This is a genomic window from Streptomyces shenzhenensis (assembly GCF_003688995.1).
GTDB classification, from domain to species: domain Bacteria; phylum Actinomycetota; class Actinomycetes; order Streptomycetales; family Streptomycetaceae; genus Streptomyces; species Streptomyces shenzhenensis_A.
Genome location: NZ_PENI01000011.1, coordinates 104,838 through 121,549, shown reverse-complemented (window position 1 = coordinate 121,549; position 16,712 = coordinate 104,838). Strand labels below are relative to the sequence as shown.

Below are 16,712 nucleotides of genomic sequence, written 5' to 3'. Positions count from 1 at the left end.
GCCCGCGCCCCTGTTCTCCGGACGTCCGCCGCCAAGCCCGTCGGTCCGCGGGCCGCTGTGACTTCCAGAGTGGCGTGTTCCACCGAAAATTGAACTTGCGTTTCACAGAGTGAGACGCGAGTATCGTTGCATGGACAACAGTAGCGGCGTCGGCGTTCTGGACAAGGCGGCCCTCGTCCTGAGCGCTCTGGAGTCCGGGCCGGCCACCCTCGCGGGTCTGGTCGGCGCCACCGGACTGGCACGACCCACGGCTCACCGGCTGGCCGTGGCGCTGGAACACCACCGCATGGTGGCACGCGACATGCAGGGCCGTTTCATCCTCGGACCGCGGCTGTCCGAGCTGGCCGCGGCGGCGGGCGAGGACCGCCTGCTGGCGACGGCGGGCCCGGTGCTCACCCATCTGCGGGACATCACCGGCGAGAGCGCGCAGCTCTATCGGCGCCAGGGCGACATGCGCATCTGCGTGGCCGCCGCGGAGCGGCTGTCCGGACTCCGGGACACGGTGCCGGTCGGCTCCACGCTCACGATGAAGGCGGGCTCGTCCGCGCAGATCCTGCTCGCCTGGGAGGAGCCCGAGCGGCTGCACCGCGGCCTGCAGGGCGCCCGCTTCACCGCGACGGCCCTGTCCGGTGTGCGGCGCCGCGGCTGGGCCCAGTCCATCGGCGAGCGCGAGCCGGGCGTGGCGTCCGTCTCCGCGCCGGTCCGCGGCCCCTCGAACCGCGTCGTGGCCGCCGTGTCCGTCTCCGGCCCCATCGAACGGCTCACCCGGCACCCCGGCCGGATGCACGCCCAGGCGGTCATCGACGCCGCCGGCCGCCTCTCCGAGGCCCTGCGCCGCTCAGGCTGACCCACGCACAACACCGGGAAGACCCGCCTCAACGCCGCGGCAGGCTCTCCCCCACGCACCCGGCCACGCCGCCGGCCAACTCTCCGAGGCCCTACGCCGCCAGGGTGAGCCACACTCAACACCGGGAAGGCCCACTTCAACGCCGCGGCAGACCCTCCCCTGCACACCCGGTCCTCCAGGCCACCACCGCCGACCGGTCCCGCACCGCCCGGCCCACCCAGCACCCGAGCCGGACGCACGCCCAAGCGGTCATCGACGCCGCCGGCCGCCTCTCCGCAGCCCTACGCCGCTCAGGCTGAGCCACACCCAACACCAGGAAGGCCCGCCTCAACGCCGCGGCAGACCCTCCCCTGCACACCCGGTCCTCCAGGCCACCACCGCCGACCGGTCCCGCACCGCCCGGCCCACCCAGCACCCGAGCCGGACGCACGCCCAAGCGGCAATCGACGGACGGCCCTCCTAGCTAGGCCCCGCGCCGCTCAGGTTGAGCCGCGTGCCCGTCCGTGCTCAGCCTGTCTTTCCGGTCGCCTTCGTCGATCGGTAGCCGAAGCGGTCCCGTGCCGTGCGGCCCCGCCGCTCGACCGGCGCCTGTCCGTGGGCCCGCGCGAGGCCGAAGGGCGGCATGTCGAGGTAGATCGACTCGTACGAGCCCTCCGGCACCACGTACGTCTCGTGCCACAGCCCCACATGCCCGCGCACCCTGCCCTTGCGCTCCATGCGGTTGGTGATCGCCCACACCCTGTGATGCAACATGGCGGGTGAGGACGCGTACGCGTAGAGCTGCTCCTTGGACTCCCAGTACTGGACGACGTAGTACGTGCGCGGCGAGGCGGTCAGCAGGACGCGCGCCAGCAGCCCGATGTCACCGTCCCGCGCCAGCTCCCGCAGCATGCGGAACATCGACACCAGGGCCGGCAGCCAGTGGTGCACGGCCCAGAAGCGGTTGATGCGCAGGCCGATGAGGAGGACCACCACGTCCCCCTCGGCGGCCGCGGTCGTACGGCCCGACACCGGCTTCGCGAACATGGCGACCTCCAACGACACTCATCGGATAGCGGCACTATCCGTCCATGTGGTGCTTGGATAGTGACACTTCCCAAGGAGAGGCGCAAGACAGTGCGACTGGCGGAGCTGAGCGCGCGCAGCGGGGTGTCCACGGCGACGATCAAGTACTACCTGCGGGAGGGGCTGCTGCCCCCCGGCCGTCAGGTCAACACGACGACGGCCGACTACGACGAGGAGCATCTGCGCAGGCTGCGCCTGGTGCGCGCGATGATCCACGTCGGCCGGCTGCCGGTGGCGACGGTCCGCGAGGTGCTCGGGCACATCGACGACGACTCACTGGGCCGCACGATCCGGCTGGGCGCGGCGCTGTGGGCGCTGCCGCAGGCCGCCGAGCCGGACGAGGAGGACGAGTACGTCCGGGCCGCGCGCACGGAGGTGGACCGGCTCCTTGCGGCGCTGGGCTGGACGAACGCCCAGGCGCTGACCACGATCTCCCCCTCCTACCGCTCGCTGGTGCTGGCGGTCGCCGCGTTCCGGCGGCTCGGCTACGGCTGGGGGGCGGAACTGCTCGCGCCGTACGCCCAGTTGATGCACCGGGCGGCCGTCCTCGACCTGGATTTCATGGAGACCCACCCGTCGGAGACGGAGCAGGTGGAGACCGCGGTCCTGGAGACGATCCTCAACGAACCGGTGCTGCAGGCGCTGCACCGGCTGGCCCAGGAGGAGGAGTCGGCGCGGCGCTACGGCTTCGAGTAGACCCGGATGCCGCACCGGCCCCGGACACGGCGAAGGCCCTCCACCGAGGTGAAGGGCCTTCGTTCCGTGTACCCCCGACCGGATTCGAACCGGCGCTACCGCCTTGAGAGGGCGGCGTGCTAGGCCGCTACACAACGGGGGCGAGGATCGTACGTTTCCGCAGATCCGAGCTGGTCTACCTGGACTCGAACCAAGACTAACTGAACCAGAATCAGTCGTGCTGCCAATTACACCATAGACCAATGATGGTTTAGACCAGTCAGTACCCCCGACCGGATTCGAACCGGCGCTACCGCCTTGAGAGGGCGGCGTGCTAGGCCGCTACACAACGGGGGCCCTAGCGTCCCAAGATGATCGGGACCGTACCCCCGACCGGATTCGAACCGGCGCTACTGCCTTGAGAGGGCAGCGTGCTAGGCCGCTACACAACGGGGGCTTGCGGATGAGATCCGCTGATGCAGATGAGCTCTGCGAGCTGGCCTACCTGGACTCGAACCAAGACTAACTGAACCAGAATCAGTCGTGCTGCCAATTACACCATAGGCCACTGGAACGCAAGCCCCGCAGGGGATCTTGTTCTAGTTGTGCGCCCGGTTCCCTGGCCTTCCGGCCCGCTCACCGCGGCGCAGGAAGAACATTACCCGAAGGTGGACGGGGCTCCAAAACGGGTATCGGCGTGGACGATCGCGGGGAGTTCGGCCAGCGAGGAGATCCGGTGGGCCGCGGCGGCGGCCGCAGCGGCGGCCGGCGCCCCGCCGCGATCGATCCACACGGACAGCAATCCGGCCTCGGCCGCGCCCCGTCCGTCGATCTCCGGGTGGTCACCGACGTACGCCACCTCGTGCGGCGGCAGTTCCAGTGCCTCGCAGGCCGCCAGGAACGCCTCGGGGGCGGGCTTGGAGACGCCGAGTTCCGCCGCGCACAGCACCGCCTCGAAGCGGTCGCGCACCCCGAGGACGCGCAGCTTGTGCTCCTGGACGCGGGTGCTCGAATTGGACAGCACCGCGTGCCGGTGGCTCGCGGCGAGGACGTCGAGGACGGGCAGCACGTCGGGGAACAGGCTCCAGGCGGCCTCGTAGTGCGCGATGTAGCGCCCGAACCAGGCCTCGGCCTCGTCGTCGGTCAGCTCCGCCCCAAGAAAGTCCCGCACCCGGTCCCGGCGCTGCTCCTCGAAGCCGACCTCACCGGCTCCGAACCGCGCCCACTGCACGTCGGTGATCTCCCGCCAGCGCGCGAGGGCCTGCTCCACGCCGTCGTACGCGGGCAGCAGGCCCTCCGCCGCCAGGTGGGCCCGCATGCCGGCCCGGTCGGCGGTCGTGTAGTCGAAAAGGGTGTCGTCCACGTCCCAGACCACGGCTCGGATGCTCATGGGCCGACGGTAGCGCGCGGCCGGGCCGCGCGCCGCCGTTGTGCGCCATGCCGTTATGCGGTGAGCTTCGCCAGGGCCGCGTCGATGCGGGCCAGCGTCCGCTCCTTGCCCAGCACCTCCAGGGACTCGAAGAGGGGCAGGCCGACCGTGCGGCCGGTGACCGCGACCCGCACCGGGGCCTGGGCCTTGCCCAGCTTGAGACCATGCGCCTCGCCGGCCGCCAGCACGGCCTCCTTCAGGGACTCGGCCGAGGCCCAGTCGGCCGGCTCCAGCTTCTCGCGGGCCGTGCGCAGCACGGCGTCCGAGCCCTCCTTCATCGCCTTCGCCCAGCTCGCCTCGTCGAGGACCGGCTCCGGCAGGAACAGGAAGTCGACGTTGTCCGTGATCTCCGACAGGACCTTCAGGCGGGTCTGCGCGTGCGGGGCGATGGCCTGCCACTTCGTCTCGTCGAAGGCCTCGGGCGCCCAGGGCGCGAACGGGGCCTGGAGCCACGGGCGGCAGCGCTCCGTGAAGTCCTTCACGTCCAGCAGCCGGATGTGGTCGGCGTTGATCGCCTCGCACTTCTTCAGGTCGAAGCGGGCCGGGTTGGGGTTCACGTCGGCGATGTCGAAGGCCGCGACCATCTCGTCGGTCGTGAAGATGTCCTGGTCGGCGGAGAGCGACCAGCCGAGCAGGGAGAGGTAGTTGAGCAGCCCCTCGGGGAGGAAGCCGCGCTCCCGGTAGAGGTTGAGGGAGGACTGCGGGTCCCGCTTGGAGAGCTTCTTGTTGCCCTCGCCCATCACGTACGGCAGATGGCCGAAATCCGGGATGCCCTTGGCGATGCCCAGCTCGATCAGCGCCTTGTAGAGGGCGATCTGGCGGGGGGTGGAGGAGAGCAGGTCCTCGCCGCGCAGGACGTGGGTGATCTCCATGAGGGCGTCGTCGACCGGGTTGACCAGCGTGTACAGGGGTGCGCCGTTGGCGCGGACGATGCCGTAGTCGGGCACGTTCTCCGGGGTGAAGGTCAGCTCGCCGCGGACCAGGTCGGTGAAGGTGATCGTCTCGTCCGGCATGCGGAAGCGGACGATCGGGGTGCGGCCCTGGGCCCGGTACTCCTCGACCTGGGCGGGGGTCAGGTCGCGGCAGTGGCCGTCGTAACCGGACGGCCGGCCGGCCGCGCGGGCCGCCTCGCGGCGGGTGTCCAGCTCCTCCTGGGAGCAGTAGCAGTGGTAGGCATGGCCGGCGTCGAGCAGCTTCCCGGCGACCTCGGCGTAGCAGTCCATGCGCTGCGACTGGCGGTACGGCGCGTGCGGGCCGCCGACCTCCGGGCCCTCGTCCCAGTCGAAGCCCAGCCAGCGCATCGCGTCGAGGAGCTGGTCGTACGACTCCTCGGAGTCGCGGGCCGCGTCGGTGTCCTCGATGCGGAAGACGAGCGTGCCCTGGTGGTGCCGGGCGAACGCCCAGTTGAACAGGGCGGTGCGGACCAGGCCCACATGGGGGTTACCGGTGGGCGAGGGGCAGAAACGGACCCGTACGGGGGATGCGGGTACCCCCTGCTCGAGCGAAGCCGAGAGCTTGGGGGAGAGTGCGCTAGCCACGCTTGACAACCTTGTTGGTGAGAGTGCCGATGCCTTCGATGGTGACGGCGACCTCGTCGCCGACGTTGAGGGGGCCGACCCCAGCCGGGGTGCCGGTGAGGACCACGTCGCCGGGGAGCAGCGTCATGGCCTCGGTGATGTTGACGATCAGATCCTCGATGGGGTGGATCATCTCGCTCGTGCGGCCCAGCTGGCGCTGTTCGCCGTTGACGGTGAGCTGGAGGGTGAGGTCGTTCGCGCGCTCCAGGTCCAGGTCCGTCTCCACCCAGGGGCCGAGCGGGCAGGAGGTGTCGAAGCCCTTGGCCCTGGCCCACTGCTTCTCGCGCCGCTGGACGTCACGGGCGGTGATGTCGTTGGCGCAGGTGTAGCCGAAGATCACGTCCTTGACACGGTCGCGCGGGACCTCGCGGCACATCCGGCCGATGACCACCGCCAGCTCGGCCTCGTGGTGCAGTTCCGTGGAGAACGACGGGTACTGGATCTCGTCGCCGGGGCCGATCACCGAGGTGGACGGCTTGAAGAAGGCGAACGGGGCGTCGGGCACCGCGTTGCCCAGTTCCTTCGCGTGCTCCGCGTAGTTGCGGCCGAAGGCCACGACCTTGTTGGGGAGCACCGGCGGGAGCAGCCGGACCTTGCTCAGCGGGACCTTGGTCCCGGACAGCTCGTGGTCCGCGAACGGGATGCCCTTGATGATGTCGAGGACGAGTTCGTCCTGCTTGTCGCCCTCGACCGCGCCGAAGGCGACGTTCCCGTCGATGGAGAACCTGGCGATGCGCACGGGATGCTTGCGCCCCTTAACTGAAGAGGACCGCGTCGGCTGGAGACCGGCTGGATGTCCGCTGGAGTCTGACGCTCCAGGCTAACGCGGCAGCGGGGCCGTAACCTCGCGGATTACCGGGTACGACGAAGGGCGCCACTCCGCAGAGGGGCGCCCGTGCCGTCCGGTGGGCCGTGTCCCGCGGTGCGCGGCCCGCGCGCGCTACTCCGCGGGGGTGGCCGCGACCGGAACCTCCATGAGGACCGTGCGCCGCGGGTTGGCGGTCTGGGCCGGGAGATCGAGGGGGTGCTCCGGCTGTTCCGGTGCCTGCAGCTCGCCGGCGTCGTCGAGGTGGGCGAGAGTGGTGCGACGCGGGTTGGCTATGGTGCGGAACATCATCGTGGTCTTCACGGTTGTAGGAGCCCTGTCCTGTGTGGGTTGGCAGATACTTCCCTCTTGTAAAGCGTCAGGCTAAACATCCGATTCCCCACAGCCGTCGCGAAGCGCGCATGATCGGCGTGTGAGTTTGCTCACGAATCCAGGCACGAACCGGTCAATTCCGGCCGCCAACTCGCCTCAATGAAACGGACATTGCGGCCCTGAAGCTGCCATTCCGCTCCTGATCATGGCGACTGGGACACGGTCCGACCGTCGGTGACTCGCAGGGGTAAGTCCGTTATGTGCGAGATCTTTTTCCACGTCTCGTGACGCCCCACTCACACGCTGTCACAGAGGTCACGGGCTGGCCCACGGGCCTTGTTGGAGATCCGGCACTGTGCTGGAATTCCACGGACCGCCGCGGGAATCGAGCCGGCGCTCAGGGGGCGCAAAGCAGCGCCGCGTGGCGGCGGGTCAGGGGGAACCAGCGCCGGTCACTCACGACCACCTGGGGGGCGTACTTCACGGTCGCTCCCCACAACGCCGACACCGCCCGTCCGCTCACGCGGAGGGGCGCCTGGTCCAGAGGTTGCGACGCTAGTGCAGGGACGTTTCAAGAGGGATGGCAGCGCTCCGGCGGAGCCTGGGGCGCACGGCGGGACCGACCGCGGCGCCTCGCCCCAGCACGCCCAGAACCCGGGCCCGACCCCGACCGGCGACGGCGGAGAGCGCCCCGGGCGCCCCGGCACGCCGCCCACACCGCCGAGCCCCGCACCACCGGCCAAGCCCGCCAAGGGCCCGACCGGCCCCGGATCGCGAATAGCCCTGCGCAACTGGCGTATCTCCACACGTCTGGTGTCGCTGCTCGCGCTCCCCGTGGTCGCGGCCACCTCGCTGGGCGCGCTGCGCATCAACCAGTCCATGGACGACATCCAGCAGCTCGACAACATGAAGCTGCTGACGGACATGACGAAGCAGGCGACCGAGCTCGCCGCGGCGCTCCAGGAGGAGCGCGACCAGTCCGCCGGACCGCTGGCGCACGGCCTGAAGGCGGACAATTTCACCGTCAAGGGCTACCAGGACCGGACCGACCGCGCCCTCACCAACTTCCTCAACGCCTCCGAGGACATCGACGCCGCGAGCAAGGGCGGCAACCTCCAGGGCGTCCGTGACAGCCTCGTCGGTCTGGCCGGCCAGCTGGACGGCCTGGCCAAGATCCGCCGGTCCGCGTACCAGTCCAAGGACAACTCGACCCAGACGGTCGAGGCGTACCACCGGCTGATCAACCAGCTGATCGGCCTCTCCTCGGACATGGCGCAGGCGTCGAGCAACCCGGAGATGATCCAGCGCACCCGCGCCCTGGCGGCCTTCTCCACCGCCAAGGAGTACGCGTCCGTGCAGCGCGCCGTCATCGCCGCGGCCCTGCCCGACACCAACAAGACGCAGGGCATCCTCTCCGACAACGACCGGCTCTACGGCGATTCGGCGCTGCAGAGCGAGTCCTCCGAGCTGAACATCTTCCGCAAGCTCTACTCCGCGCAGGGCGCCGAGGAACTCCTCAAGCCCATCGACGAGGGCAACCCGACCATCGAGTCGGCGGACACCTACGCCAAGCGCGCGCTCGGCGGCGAGGACGGCATCAGCGGGCTCCCGAAGCGCTCCTACCGCGACTGGGTGGACGACAGCTCGACCAAGATCGAGCAGATGAAGAAGATCGAGCACACGCTGCTCGAAGAGATGGAGCAGAAGGCCCGCGAGCTGCGCAGCGCCACCGAGCGCGACGCGATCATCTCCGGTGCGCTGATCCTGATCGTCCTCGGCGTCTCCCTGGTCGGCGCGTTCGTCGTCGCCCGGTCCATGATCCGCTCGCTGCGCCGGCTCCAGGAGACCGCGACCAAGGTCGCCCAGGACCGCCTGCCCGAGCTGGTCAAGCAGCTGTCCGAGTCCGACCCGCAGGACGTCGACACCTCCGTCGAGTCGGTCGGTGTGCACTCCCGGGACGAGATCGGCCAGGTGGCCGCGGCCTTCGACGACGTGCACCGCGAGGCGGTCCGCCTCGCCGCCGAGCAGGCCCTGCTGCGGGGCAACGTCAACGCGATGTTCACCAACCTCTCGCGCCGCTCCCAGGGCCTCATCCAACGCCAGCTGTCGCTCATCTCCGAACTGGAGTCCCGCGAGGCCGACCCGGACCAGCTGTCCTCGCTGTTCAAGCTGGACCACCTGGCCACGCGTATGCGCCGTAACGGCGAGAACCTCCTGGTCCTGGCCGGTGAGGAGCCCGGCCGCCGCTGGACCCGCCCGGTCCCGCTGGTCGACGTGCTCCGCGCCGCCGCCTCCGAGGTGGAGCAGTACGAACGGATCGAGCTGGCCTCGGTGCCGACCACCGAGGTCACGGGACGCGTCGTCAACGACCTCGTGCACCTGCTCGCCGAGCTGCTGGAGAACGCGACCTCGTTCTCCTCGCCGCAGACCAAGGTCAAGGTCACCGGTCACGCCCTGCCCGACGGCCGAGTGCTGATCGAGATCCACGACACCGGCATCGGCCTCTCCCCCGAGGACCTCGCGGCGATCAACGAGCGGCTCGCCTCGCCGCCCACCGTGGACGTCTCCGTCTCCCGCCGCATGGGCCTGTTCGTGGTCGGCCGGCTGTCGCAGCGGCACGGCATCCGCATCCAGCTGCGCCCGTCCGACTCGGGCGGTACGACGGCGCTGGTCATGCTGCCCGTCGATGTCGCCCAGGGCGGCAAGAAGCCCGCTCCGGGCCAGCCGGGCGTGCCCGCCACGGGCGGCCCGGCCGCGGCGCAGGCCGCCGCGGGCGCGGCCGCGGCCCGGCGAGGCGCAGCCCCTGGCGGCGCCGGTTCCCTCGGCGCCGGTGCCCCCGGCGGCGGTGGCCGCCACGGCACCGGATCCGGTGGGCGCGGCCAGGTCGGCGCCGGCCAGGGGCCACGGGCCGCACTGCCCGGCACGGGCCCGGGCGGCCGGCCGGGTGCGCCGGGTGGCGCACGCGGGCCGCAGCAGGGCCCGGCCGGCGCGGGCGCCGGAGTCTTCGGAGGTCAGGCGCCGAACGCTCCGCAGGGTCTGCACGCCGCCGGCCCCGGCGGGCCGGGACAGGACATGTTCGGCGGCCGTGCCCCGGTGCCCCCGCAGCGCGGCAGCGGCGCCGACCAGGGCCGGCAGCCGCAGCTGCCGCCGCGCGGCGGGCCGCGGGCCGAGCTGCCGGGCGGCAACCCGCAGCCGCGCACGCCGAGCTGGGGCGACGAGAGCGGACAGCCGCTGTCCCGGGCCTCGCTGGACGCACCGCGCGGCCATGACGAGCAGGACCCGGCGCAGACCTCGCGCATACCGCGGTTCGACGACCGCCAGGGCCCCGGCGCGACAGCGGAGATGCCGGCGATCCCGGCCGACGCCCCGCAGGGTCCGGCCGCCACCGGCGAGTTCCCCCGCCCGGACTTCACCGGTGCGAACGGCCCCCAGAACACCGGCCAGTTCGCCCGCCCCGGCTTCGACGCCCCGCAGAACGGCGGCCAGTTCGGCCACCCGGGCGGACCCGGCCAGCAGGGTCCGGGCCAGTTCGTCCGCTCCGACGTCTTCGGTACGCCACCCGGCCAGCAGGACGCCCCCGCCCCGGACCGGTTCACCGCCCAGCAGGCGTACGACGGCGGTCAAGGCGGCCGGTTCACCACACCGGGCTACGACAACAGCGGCGCCACGGGGCAGTTCGCCGCGCAGGGCTACGACAGCGGCGCCACCGGGCAGTTCCCGGTGCAGGGCTACGACAGCGGCTCCAGCGGTCAGCACGCGCTGCCCGGCCGGCCGAACCAGCAGCACACGGGCCAGTTCGAGCGGCCGCAGACCAACGGCCGCGGCACCGACTTCTCCGGGCAGCGCCCGCCGGCCCCGCCGCAGCGCCCGCCCCACCAGGGGCCGGAGGCGCTGCCCCCGGCGAGCGGTCCCGGTGACGGTCGTACCCCGCTGTACGACACCCTGGAGACCAACTGGTTCCGCGGCGGCCAGCAGGAGCGGCAGCAGGGCAACGGCTCGGCTCCGGCCGGGCAGCAGCCGCAGGGCGGTCCGGCTCCGGCCACGGGACCACAGCGTCCCGTCACAAGTTCCTGGCGCAGCTCGCCGAACGACGAACTCGTCCGGCAGGCCGAGCGGGTGCGGCAGCCCGCAGCGGGCGGGGTCACCACCTCCGGTCTGCCGCGCCGGGTGCCCCGGGCGAACCTCGTCCCGGGCACGGCTCAGCAGCAACAGCACCAAAGCGGTCCGCAGGTCTCGCGCTCGCCCGATGACGTGCGTGGCCGGCTGACCAATCTCCGTCGGGGTATCGCGCAGGGTCGTCAGGTCAACAACGGCCAGACCGGCAGCTTCCCGAGCCCCACTCACCAGCAGGAGCGTTAGTTGAGCCAGATGAGCCAGGCGGCACAGAATCTCAACTGGTTGATCACCAACTTCGTGGACAACACCCCAGGGGTGTCCCACACCGTCGTCGTGTCCGCCGACGGACTCCTTCTGGCCATGTCGGAAGGCTTTCCCCGGGACCGCGCCGACCAGCTCGCGGCCGTCGCGTCCGGGCTCACCTCGCTGACAGCCGGGGCCTCCCGGATCTTCGAGGGGGGCGACGTGGCGCAGACGGTCGTCGAGATGGAACGCGGCTTCCTTTTCCTCATGTCCATCTCGGACGGCTCGTCCCTCGCCGTCCTGGCCCACCCCGAGTGTGACATCGGCCTCGTCGGTTACGAGATGGCACTCCTCGTCGACCGCGCGGGCGCCGTCCTCACGCCCGACCTGCGCGCCGAACTACAGGGCAGTCTGCTCCACTGACCGGCCCCGGATCCACCCAGCTCACCAAATCACCGTCCGGCCGCCACAATCCCCCCACCGGCCCCGTCAGACGGCACGACTGACCGACCTGCTGTCCCGCCCGGAGGATTCATGACCCCGCCCACCGCCTCTCATGATCCGTACGCGGAGCCGTACGGGGACGAGGGCGACCAGCCGCTGGTACGTCCGTACGCGATGACCGGCGGCCGGACCCGGCCGCGCTACCAGCTCGCCATCGAGGCACTGATCAGCACCACGGCCGACCCGGCAGCGCTCATGGGGCTGCTCCCGGAGCACCAGCGGATCTGCCACCTGTGCCGCGAGGTGAAGTCCGTGGCCGAGGTGTCCGCGCTCCTCACCATGCCTCTGGGCGTGGCCCGGATCCTGGTCGCCGACCTCGCCGAGGCCGGCCTGGTCGCCATCCACCAGCCGGGTGGCGACGAGAACAACGGCGGTGCACCGGACGTGACACTGCTCGAAAGGGTGCTCAGTGGACTTCGCAAGCTCTGACGGGGGCCGGGCCACCACCTCCGCGAAGATCGTGGTGGCGGGTGGCTTCGGCGTCGGCAAGACGACCTTCGTCGGTGCCGTCTCGGAGATCAACCCGCTGCGCACGGAGGCCGTCATGACGTCCGCCAGCGCGGGCATCGACGACCTCACCCACACCGGGGACAAGACCACCACCACGGTGGCCATGGACTTCGGCCGCATCACGCTCGACCAGGACCTGATCCTGTACCTGTTCGGCACCCCCGGCCAGGACCGGTTCTGGTTCATGTGGGACGACCTGGTGCGCGGTGCCATCGGCGCGGTCGTGCTGGTCGACACCCGTCGGCTGGCCGACTGCTTCCCCGCGGTCGACTACTTCGAGAACAGCGGTCTGCCGTTCGTCATCGCGCTCAACGGTTTTGACGGCCACCAGCCGTACACCCCCGACGAGGTCCGCGAGGCGCTGCAGATCGGCCCGGACACACCGATCATCACGACGGACGCCCGGCACCGGGCCGACGCCAAGAGTGCGCTGATCACGCTGGTCGAGCACGCGCTCATGGCGCGGCTGAGGTAGCACTCAAGTCGGAAGCGGCATACGGCAGTTGTCGTATGGAAAGCGGAGTCGGCTGTGGCTTTTGACACGGCCGGCTCCGCTGTTCATAACGTTTCGGCAGAGGAATCGGGTGGCGTGGCCACGCGTCGCGGTCGGCCGATGCCGCTGCGCTCACAAATGCCCCGCCTTTTGGCGGGGCTCGCTCTTTATGACCGTTTTATCTGCGGTTTGCGTCACTCGGAATCCACGGTTCTCACTGTTTGGAAGTGCGCTGGTCGTCGTGCTGGAATGCCTGAACTGCCCATTAGTCAAAGACGTACTCAGTAGCTGAGTGGTCCCTGACCTACGGGGCTCTGAGAGACTGCGGCACGACGTAGGTGCCCGCCGCCGAGAGGTTGTTGGTCGAGTGAGGCGAAGCAAGAGTGGTCCCGCGCCGTCGGCCCGGGGCAACTTCACCCCGCCGCCGCGCGCTGCGGCGCCCGCCCCTGTGCCCGGTCCTGAGCGGTCGGCGGCTCCCGCCCCACGCGGCGGCCGTCTCTCTCCGCGGAACTGGCGGGTGCCGACCCGGCTGAACGCGATCCTGCTGATACCCGTGATGGTCGGTCTCGTCATGGGCGGCTTCCAGGTGAAGAGCTCGATCGACACCTGGCAGGAGGCACGGGACGCGGAGAGCACCGCACGCCTGGTCCGCGCCGCCCTCACCTATGCCGACGCCCTGTACGTCGAGCGCGATGTCTCCGCGGCGCCGCTGCTGCTGAACACGGACCAGAACACCGTCACCGAGGCCCGCAAGAAGACCGACCAGGCCGCCGACGTCTTCGATCAGGCCGCGCAGGGCATGCCGCAGAAGGCCGGCCTCGAGCGCCGTCTGACGCTGTTCCGCCAGGAGGAACCCAAGCTCCAGGCCCTGCGCGCGAACGCCTACTCCACCAAGCTCACCGGCGTGAACACCGAAGAGGGGTACGTCGGGATCGCCCACCCCCTGATGGAGTTCGCCAACGAGCTCGGTCTGGGCACCGGCAACATCACCTCCTACGGCCGTACCGTCTACGCCATCTCACTGACCAAGGCCGCGCTGTCGCTGGAGCGGTCCATCGGCATGCACCTGCTGGTCAAGCCCGGCCCGGACGCGCCGAACCTGGCCACCCAGCGGGTCGCCCTCTCCTCCTACGCCTACCTGGAGCGGGTCGCCGTCGAGGAGTACCGCGCCGGTGGCACCGAGGCGGACGCCCAGAAGCTCATCGACGCCGAGAAGAAGATCAAGGCCGACGGCGCCGCGATGGCCCAGGAGGCCACGGCCAAGGACCCGAAGTACATAGCCCCGCCGTCCAACCCGACCACGATGGTCTCGGCCGTGGCCACGCTGCCGGACACCAGCCCGCTCGCCCGTGAGCAGCTCGCCCAGAAGGGCATCACCGCGCAGAACTGGTGGGCGGTCAACACCCTCAAGTTCAACGCGTACCGCCAGATCGAGGCGGACCTGGCCGACAAGGCGGTGAGCGAGGCCTCCGGCATCGCCACCGACGCCCGGACCGCCGCGATCATCACCGGTGCCGTGGTCGTGGTCGCCCTGCTCGTCGCGTTCATCCTGGCCGGTGCCGTCGCCCGGCAGATGAGCCGCTCGATGCGGCAGCTGCGCAACGCCGCCTTCGGCATCGCCGAGCAGCGCCTGCCGATGCTGGTCGACCAGCTCTCCCGCACCGACCCCGGCCGCGTCGACACCCGGGTCGCACCGATCCCGATCGCCTCGACCGACGAGATCGGCGAGGTCGCCCGCGCCTTCGACCAGGTCCACCGCGAGGCCGTCCGGCTCGCCGCCGAGCAGGCCCTGCTGCGGGGCAACATCAACGCGATCTTCACCAACCTCTCGCGCCGCAACCAGTCGCTGATCGAGGGCCAGCTGACCCTGATCACCGACCTGGAGAACAACGAGGCCGACCCGGACCAGCTGGAGAACCTGTTCCGGCTGGACCATCTGGCGACCCGCATGCGCCGCAACGGCGAGAACCTCCTCGTCCTCGCCGGCGAGGAGCCCGGCCGCCGCTGGGACCAGCCGGTCCCGCTCGTCGACGTGCTGCGCGCCGCCTCCTCCGAGGTGGAGCAGTACGAGCGCATCGAACTGTCCGGTGTGCCGGAGGCCGAGATCCACGGCCGCGCGGTCACCGACCTCGTCCATCTGCTGGCCGAGCTGCTGGAGAACGCGACGACGTTCTCCTCGCCGCAGACCAAGGTTCGCGTCACCGCCACGCGGCTGCCCGACGGTCGGATCATGATCGAGATCCATGACAAGGGCATCGGCCTGACCGCCGAGGACTTTGCGGACATCAACCACAAGCTGGCCAACCCACCGACCGTGGACGCGGCGATCTCCCAGCGCATGGGCCTGTTCGTGGTCGGCAGGCTGTCCGACCGGCACGGCATCCGCGTCCAGCTGCGGCCCTCCGGCGAACAGGCCGGCACGACCTCCCTGGTGATGCTGCCCGACGCCATCACGCACGGCGGTGGCGGCGAACAGCCGCTGGACCGCGAGGAGTTCACGGTCTCGCAGATCATCTCGGAGCAGCAGTTCCAGGGTGAGAACTTCAGCCAGCCGTCGCCGATGCGGACCGCGGCAGAGCTCGGCTTCGACGACAGCCGCTACACCGACGTCCCCGACGACATCCGCGAACTGGACCCGGTGGGCCGCTCGCTGATACGCGAGGAGCGCCGCGCGGCCCTGGAGTCCCAGGCACCGGACCCGGCCCAGCCCGTCCAGGGACCGCAGGAGACACCCGAGGCGCCCTCCTACATCGAGGAGTTCGACGCCCAAGGCTACGACGCCGGCCGTACCGGCTACCAGGAGCAGCCCGCGGCCTACGACCCGCAGCCGGCCTACGAGGATCCGGGCCGTGCGGCGTACGACGAGCAGTACTTCACGGCGGGCGGCGGTCTCCCGCAGGGCGACGCCTTCCCGTCGCACGGCGGCTACCCGGAGCCGTCGTATGCGGAGCCCGTCCAGCAGGAGCAGACCGGCGCCCACGCCGGCGCGGCCGACTCCTTCCGCGCCTTCGAGGAGCCCTCCTACCAGGAAGGCTGGCCACAGCCTGACGCCTTCCAGAACGGATATCCGGCCCAGTACGCTCCCGAAGCGGAATCTGCGCAGGCCGGTGACGTGGCGGAGCAGGACCGCGTAGGCTTCGAACGTCCGGGACCGGCTTCCGCCGCTGTCCACGAGCTGACCGACGCCGGGCTGCCCCGCCGCGGATCCACCGCGAGCGGTCCGAACGGCAACGGTACGGGCGGCGTGGCGGGCGGCCCCCAGGAACCGGCGGCTCCCGCGGAGAACAACGGTGACAGTGGCTGGCGTTCGACCAACGACGAGCGCTGGCAGCAGGCTTCACAACTGCGGAAGCCCAAGGCAGGCGGGGTCACCTCCTCCGGTCTGCCACGGCGGGTACCCAAGGCCAACCTGATCGAGGGCGCCGCGGAAGCCACCCCCCAGGGAGGCCCACAGGTCTCCCGCGCCCCGGAGGATGTCCGGGGCCGGCTGAGCAACCTGCGTCGGGGCGTCCAGCGCGGACGCAACGCGGGCGCGGGCAGTGAAACGAACGGCCAGGGCTTCGGTCCTGACAGCACCTACAACCAGGAGCGTTAGTGTGAGCCCGATGAGCCAGGCGGCACAGAACCTGAACTGGTTGATCACCAACTTCGTGGACAACACCCCGGGGGTGTCCCACACGGTGGTGGTCTCCGCCGACGGACTCCTTCTGGCGATGTCCGAAGGGTTTCCCCGCGACCGCGCCGACCAGCTCGCGGCCGTCGCCTCCGGTCTGACGTCTCTGACCGCGGGCGCTTCCCGGATCTTCGAGGGGGGCAGCGTGAATCAGACGGTTGTGGAGATGGAGCGGGGATTCCTCTTCATCATGTCCATTTCTGACGGCTCGTCGCTCGCAGTCCTGGCACACCCGGAGGCGGACATCGGTCTCATCGGGTACGAGATGGCACTTTTGGTGGACCGCGCGGGCACGGTTCTCACCCCGGATCTCCGAGCGGAGCTTCAGGGAAGCCTTCTCAACTAACAGACAGACGGTGCGTTTTCGGGTCCCGGGGCCGTAAGGTTTCGGGACGCGGCACCCCAGGGACGGGTGCCCGGCACGGTCGGAGGAGGAGAGAAA

General features: G+C 70.6%; 13 protein-coding genes and 5 tRNA genes. 8 read left to right on the top strand and 10 right to left on the bottom strand.

Annotation, left to right across the window (positions count from 1 at the left end; genetic code table 11):
- Positions 1 to 130: 130 nt before the first annotated feature.
- Complete coding sequence (ndgR, locus tag CTZ28_RS19120; protein WP_121890780.1) at positions 131 to 847, top strand: IclR family transcriptional regulator NdgR; 717 nt, start codon at positions 131 to 133, stop codon at positions 845 to 847.
- Between the two features lie 507 nt (positions 848 to 1,354).
- On the opposite strand, the gene CTZ28_RS19115 is transcribed toward ndgR, so the two are convergent.
- Entirely contained in the window at positions 1,355 to 1,873 is a 519-nt protein-coding gene (locus CTZ28_RS19115) for a DUF4188 domain-containing protein (RefSeq protein WP_121890951.1), read from the bottom strand.
- A gap of 90 nt (positions 1,874 to 1,963) precedes the next feature.
- Between CTZ28_RS19115 and CTZ28_RS19110 the strand changes: the two genes are divergently transcribed.
- Complete coding sequence (locus CTZ28_RS19110) at positions 1,964 to 2,608, top strand: MerR family transcriptional regulator (RefSeq protein ID WP_121890778.1); 645 nt, start codon at positions 1,964 to 1,966, stop codon at positions 2,606 to 2,608.
- 69 nt (positions 2,609 to 2,677) lie between these two features.
- On the opposite strand, the gene CTZ28_RS19105 is transcribed toward CTZ28_RS19110, so the two are convergent.
- The 9 genes from CTZ28_RS19105 to CTZ28_RS19065 all read right to left on the bottom strand — a co-directional run bounded on the left by CTZ28_RS19105 (position 2,678) and on the right by CTZ28_RS19065 (position 6,722).
- Positions 2,678 to 2,750 (bottom strand) — tRNA-Glu (locus CTZ28_RS19105).
- A 28-nt stretch (positions 2,751 to 2,778) separates the two neighbouring features.
- Positions 2,779 to 2,850: transfer RNA gene (locus CTZ28_RS19100), tRNA-Gln, on the bottom strand.
- Between the two features lie 21 nt (positions 2,851 to 2,871).
- Positions 2,872 to 2,944: transfer RNA gene (locus CTZ28_RS19095), tRNA-Glu, on the bottom strand.
- A 27-nt stretch (positions 2,945 to 2,971) separates the two neighbouring features.
- A tRNA-Glu gene (locus tag CTZ28_RS19090) sits at positions 2,972 to 3,044 on the bottom strand.
- 39 nt (positions 3,045 to 3,083) lie between these two features.
- A tRNA-Gln gene (locus CTZ28_RS19085) sits at positions 3,084 to 3,155 on the bottom strand.
- 90 nt (positions 3,156 to 3,245) lie between these two features.
- The gene (locus CTZ28_RS19080; RefSeq protein ID WP_183154466.1) at positions 3,246 to 3,977 is read right to left on the bottom strand and encodes an HAD family hydrolase; all 732 of its coding nucleotides are present in this window, start codon (positions 3,975 to 3,977) and stop codon (positions 3,246 to 3,248) included.
- Positions 3,978 to 4,030: 53 nt separating this feature from the next.
- Positions 4,031 to 5,554 carry a glutamate--tRNA ligase gene (gene gltX / locus CTZ28_RS19075; protein ID WP_121890774.1) on the bottom strand — a complete coding sequence of 508 codons (1,524 nt, stop codon included), beginning with the start codon at positions 5,552 to 5,554 and terminating at the stop codon, positions 4,031 to 4,033.
- Positions 5,547 to 6,332, bottom strand: coding sequence for a fumarylacetoacetate hydrolase family protein (locus tag CTZ28_RS19070; protein WP_121890772.1), 786 nt, complete (start codon positions 6,330 to 6,332; stop codon positions 5,547 to 5,549). Before CTZ28_RS19070 ends, gltX begins: the two co-directional genes overlap by 8 nt.
- 201 nt (positions 6,333 to 6,533) lie before the next feature.
- Positions 6,534 to 6,722, bottom strand: a complete 189-nt coding sequence (locus CTZ28_RS19065) for a hypothetical protein (RefSeq protein WP_121890770.1) — start codon at positions 6,720 to 6,722, stop codon at positions 6,534 to 6,536.
- A gap of 567 nt (positions 6,723 to 7,289) precedes the next feature.
- On the opposite strand from CTZ28_RS19065, the gene CTZ28_RS19060 reads away from it, so the two are divergent.
- From CTZ28_RS19060 to CTZ28_RS19035, 6 genes are all read left to right on the top strand, one after another.
- Entirely contained in the window at positions 7,290 to 11,090 is a 3,801-nt protein-coding gene (locus CTZ28_RS19060) for a sensor histidine kinase (RefSeq protein ID WP_121890769.1), read from the top strand.
- A gap of 9 nt (positions 11,091 to 11,099) precedes the next feature.
- Positions 11,100 to 11,513, top strand: a complete 414-nt coding sequence (locus CTZ28_RS19055) for a roadblock/LC7 domain-containing protein (protein ID WP_121890767.1) — start codon at positions 11,100 to 11,102, stop codon at positions 11,511 to 11,513.
- Positions 11,514 to 11,624: 111 nt separating this feature from the next.
- A complete protein-coding gene (locus tag CTZ28_RS19050) occupies positions 11,625 to 12,023 on the top strand; it encodes a DUF742 domain-containing protein (RefSeq protein WP_121890765.1) in 399 nt (132 codons plus the stop codon).
- Positions 12,004 to 12,579 (top strand): GTP-binding protein, encoded by a 576-nt coding sequence (locus tag CTZ28_RS19045; RefSeq protein ID WP_054219273.1) that lies wholly within the window; start codon positions 12,004 to 12,006, stop codon positions 12,577 to 12,579. The genes CTZ28_RS19050 and CTZ28_RS19045 overlap by 20 nt, the downstream gene beginning before the upstream one ends.
- Before the next feature lie 385 nt (positions 12,580 to 12,964).
- On the top strand, positions 12,965 to 16,192 hold the full coding sequence (locus CTZ28_RS19040) for a nitrate- and nitrite sensing domain-containing protein (RefSeq protein WP_121890763.1): 3,228 nt from the start codon (positions 12,965 to 12,967) through the stop codon (positions 16,190 to 16,192).
- Positions 16,193 to 16,202: 10 nt separating this feature from the next.
- Complete coding sequence (locus CTZ28_RS19035) at positions 16,203 to 16,616, top strand: roadblock/LC7 domain-containing protein (protein ID WP_004983065.1); 414 nt, start codon at positions 16,203 to 16,205, stop codon at positions 16,614 to 16,616.
- Positions 16,617 to 16,712 lie beyond the last annotated feature (96 nt).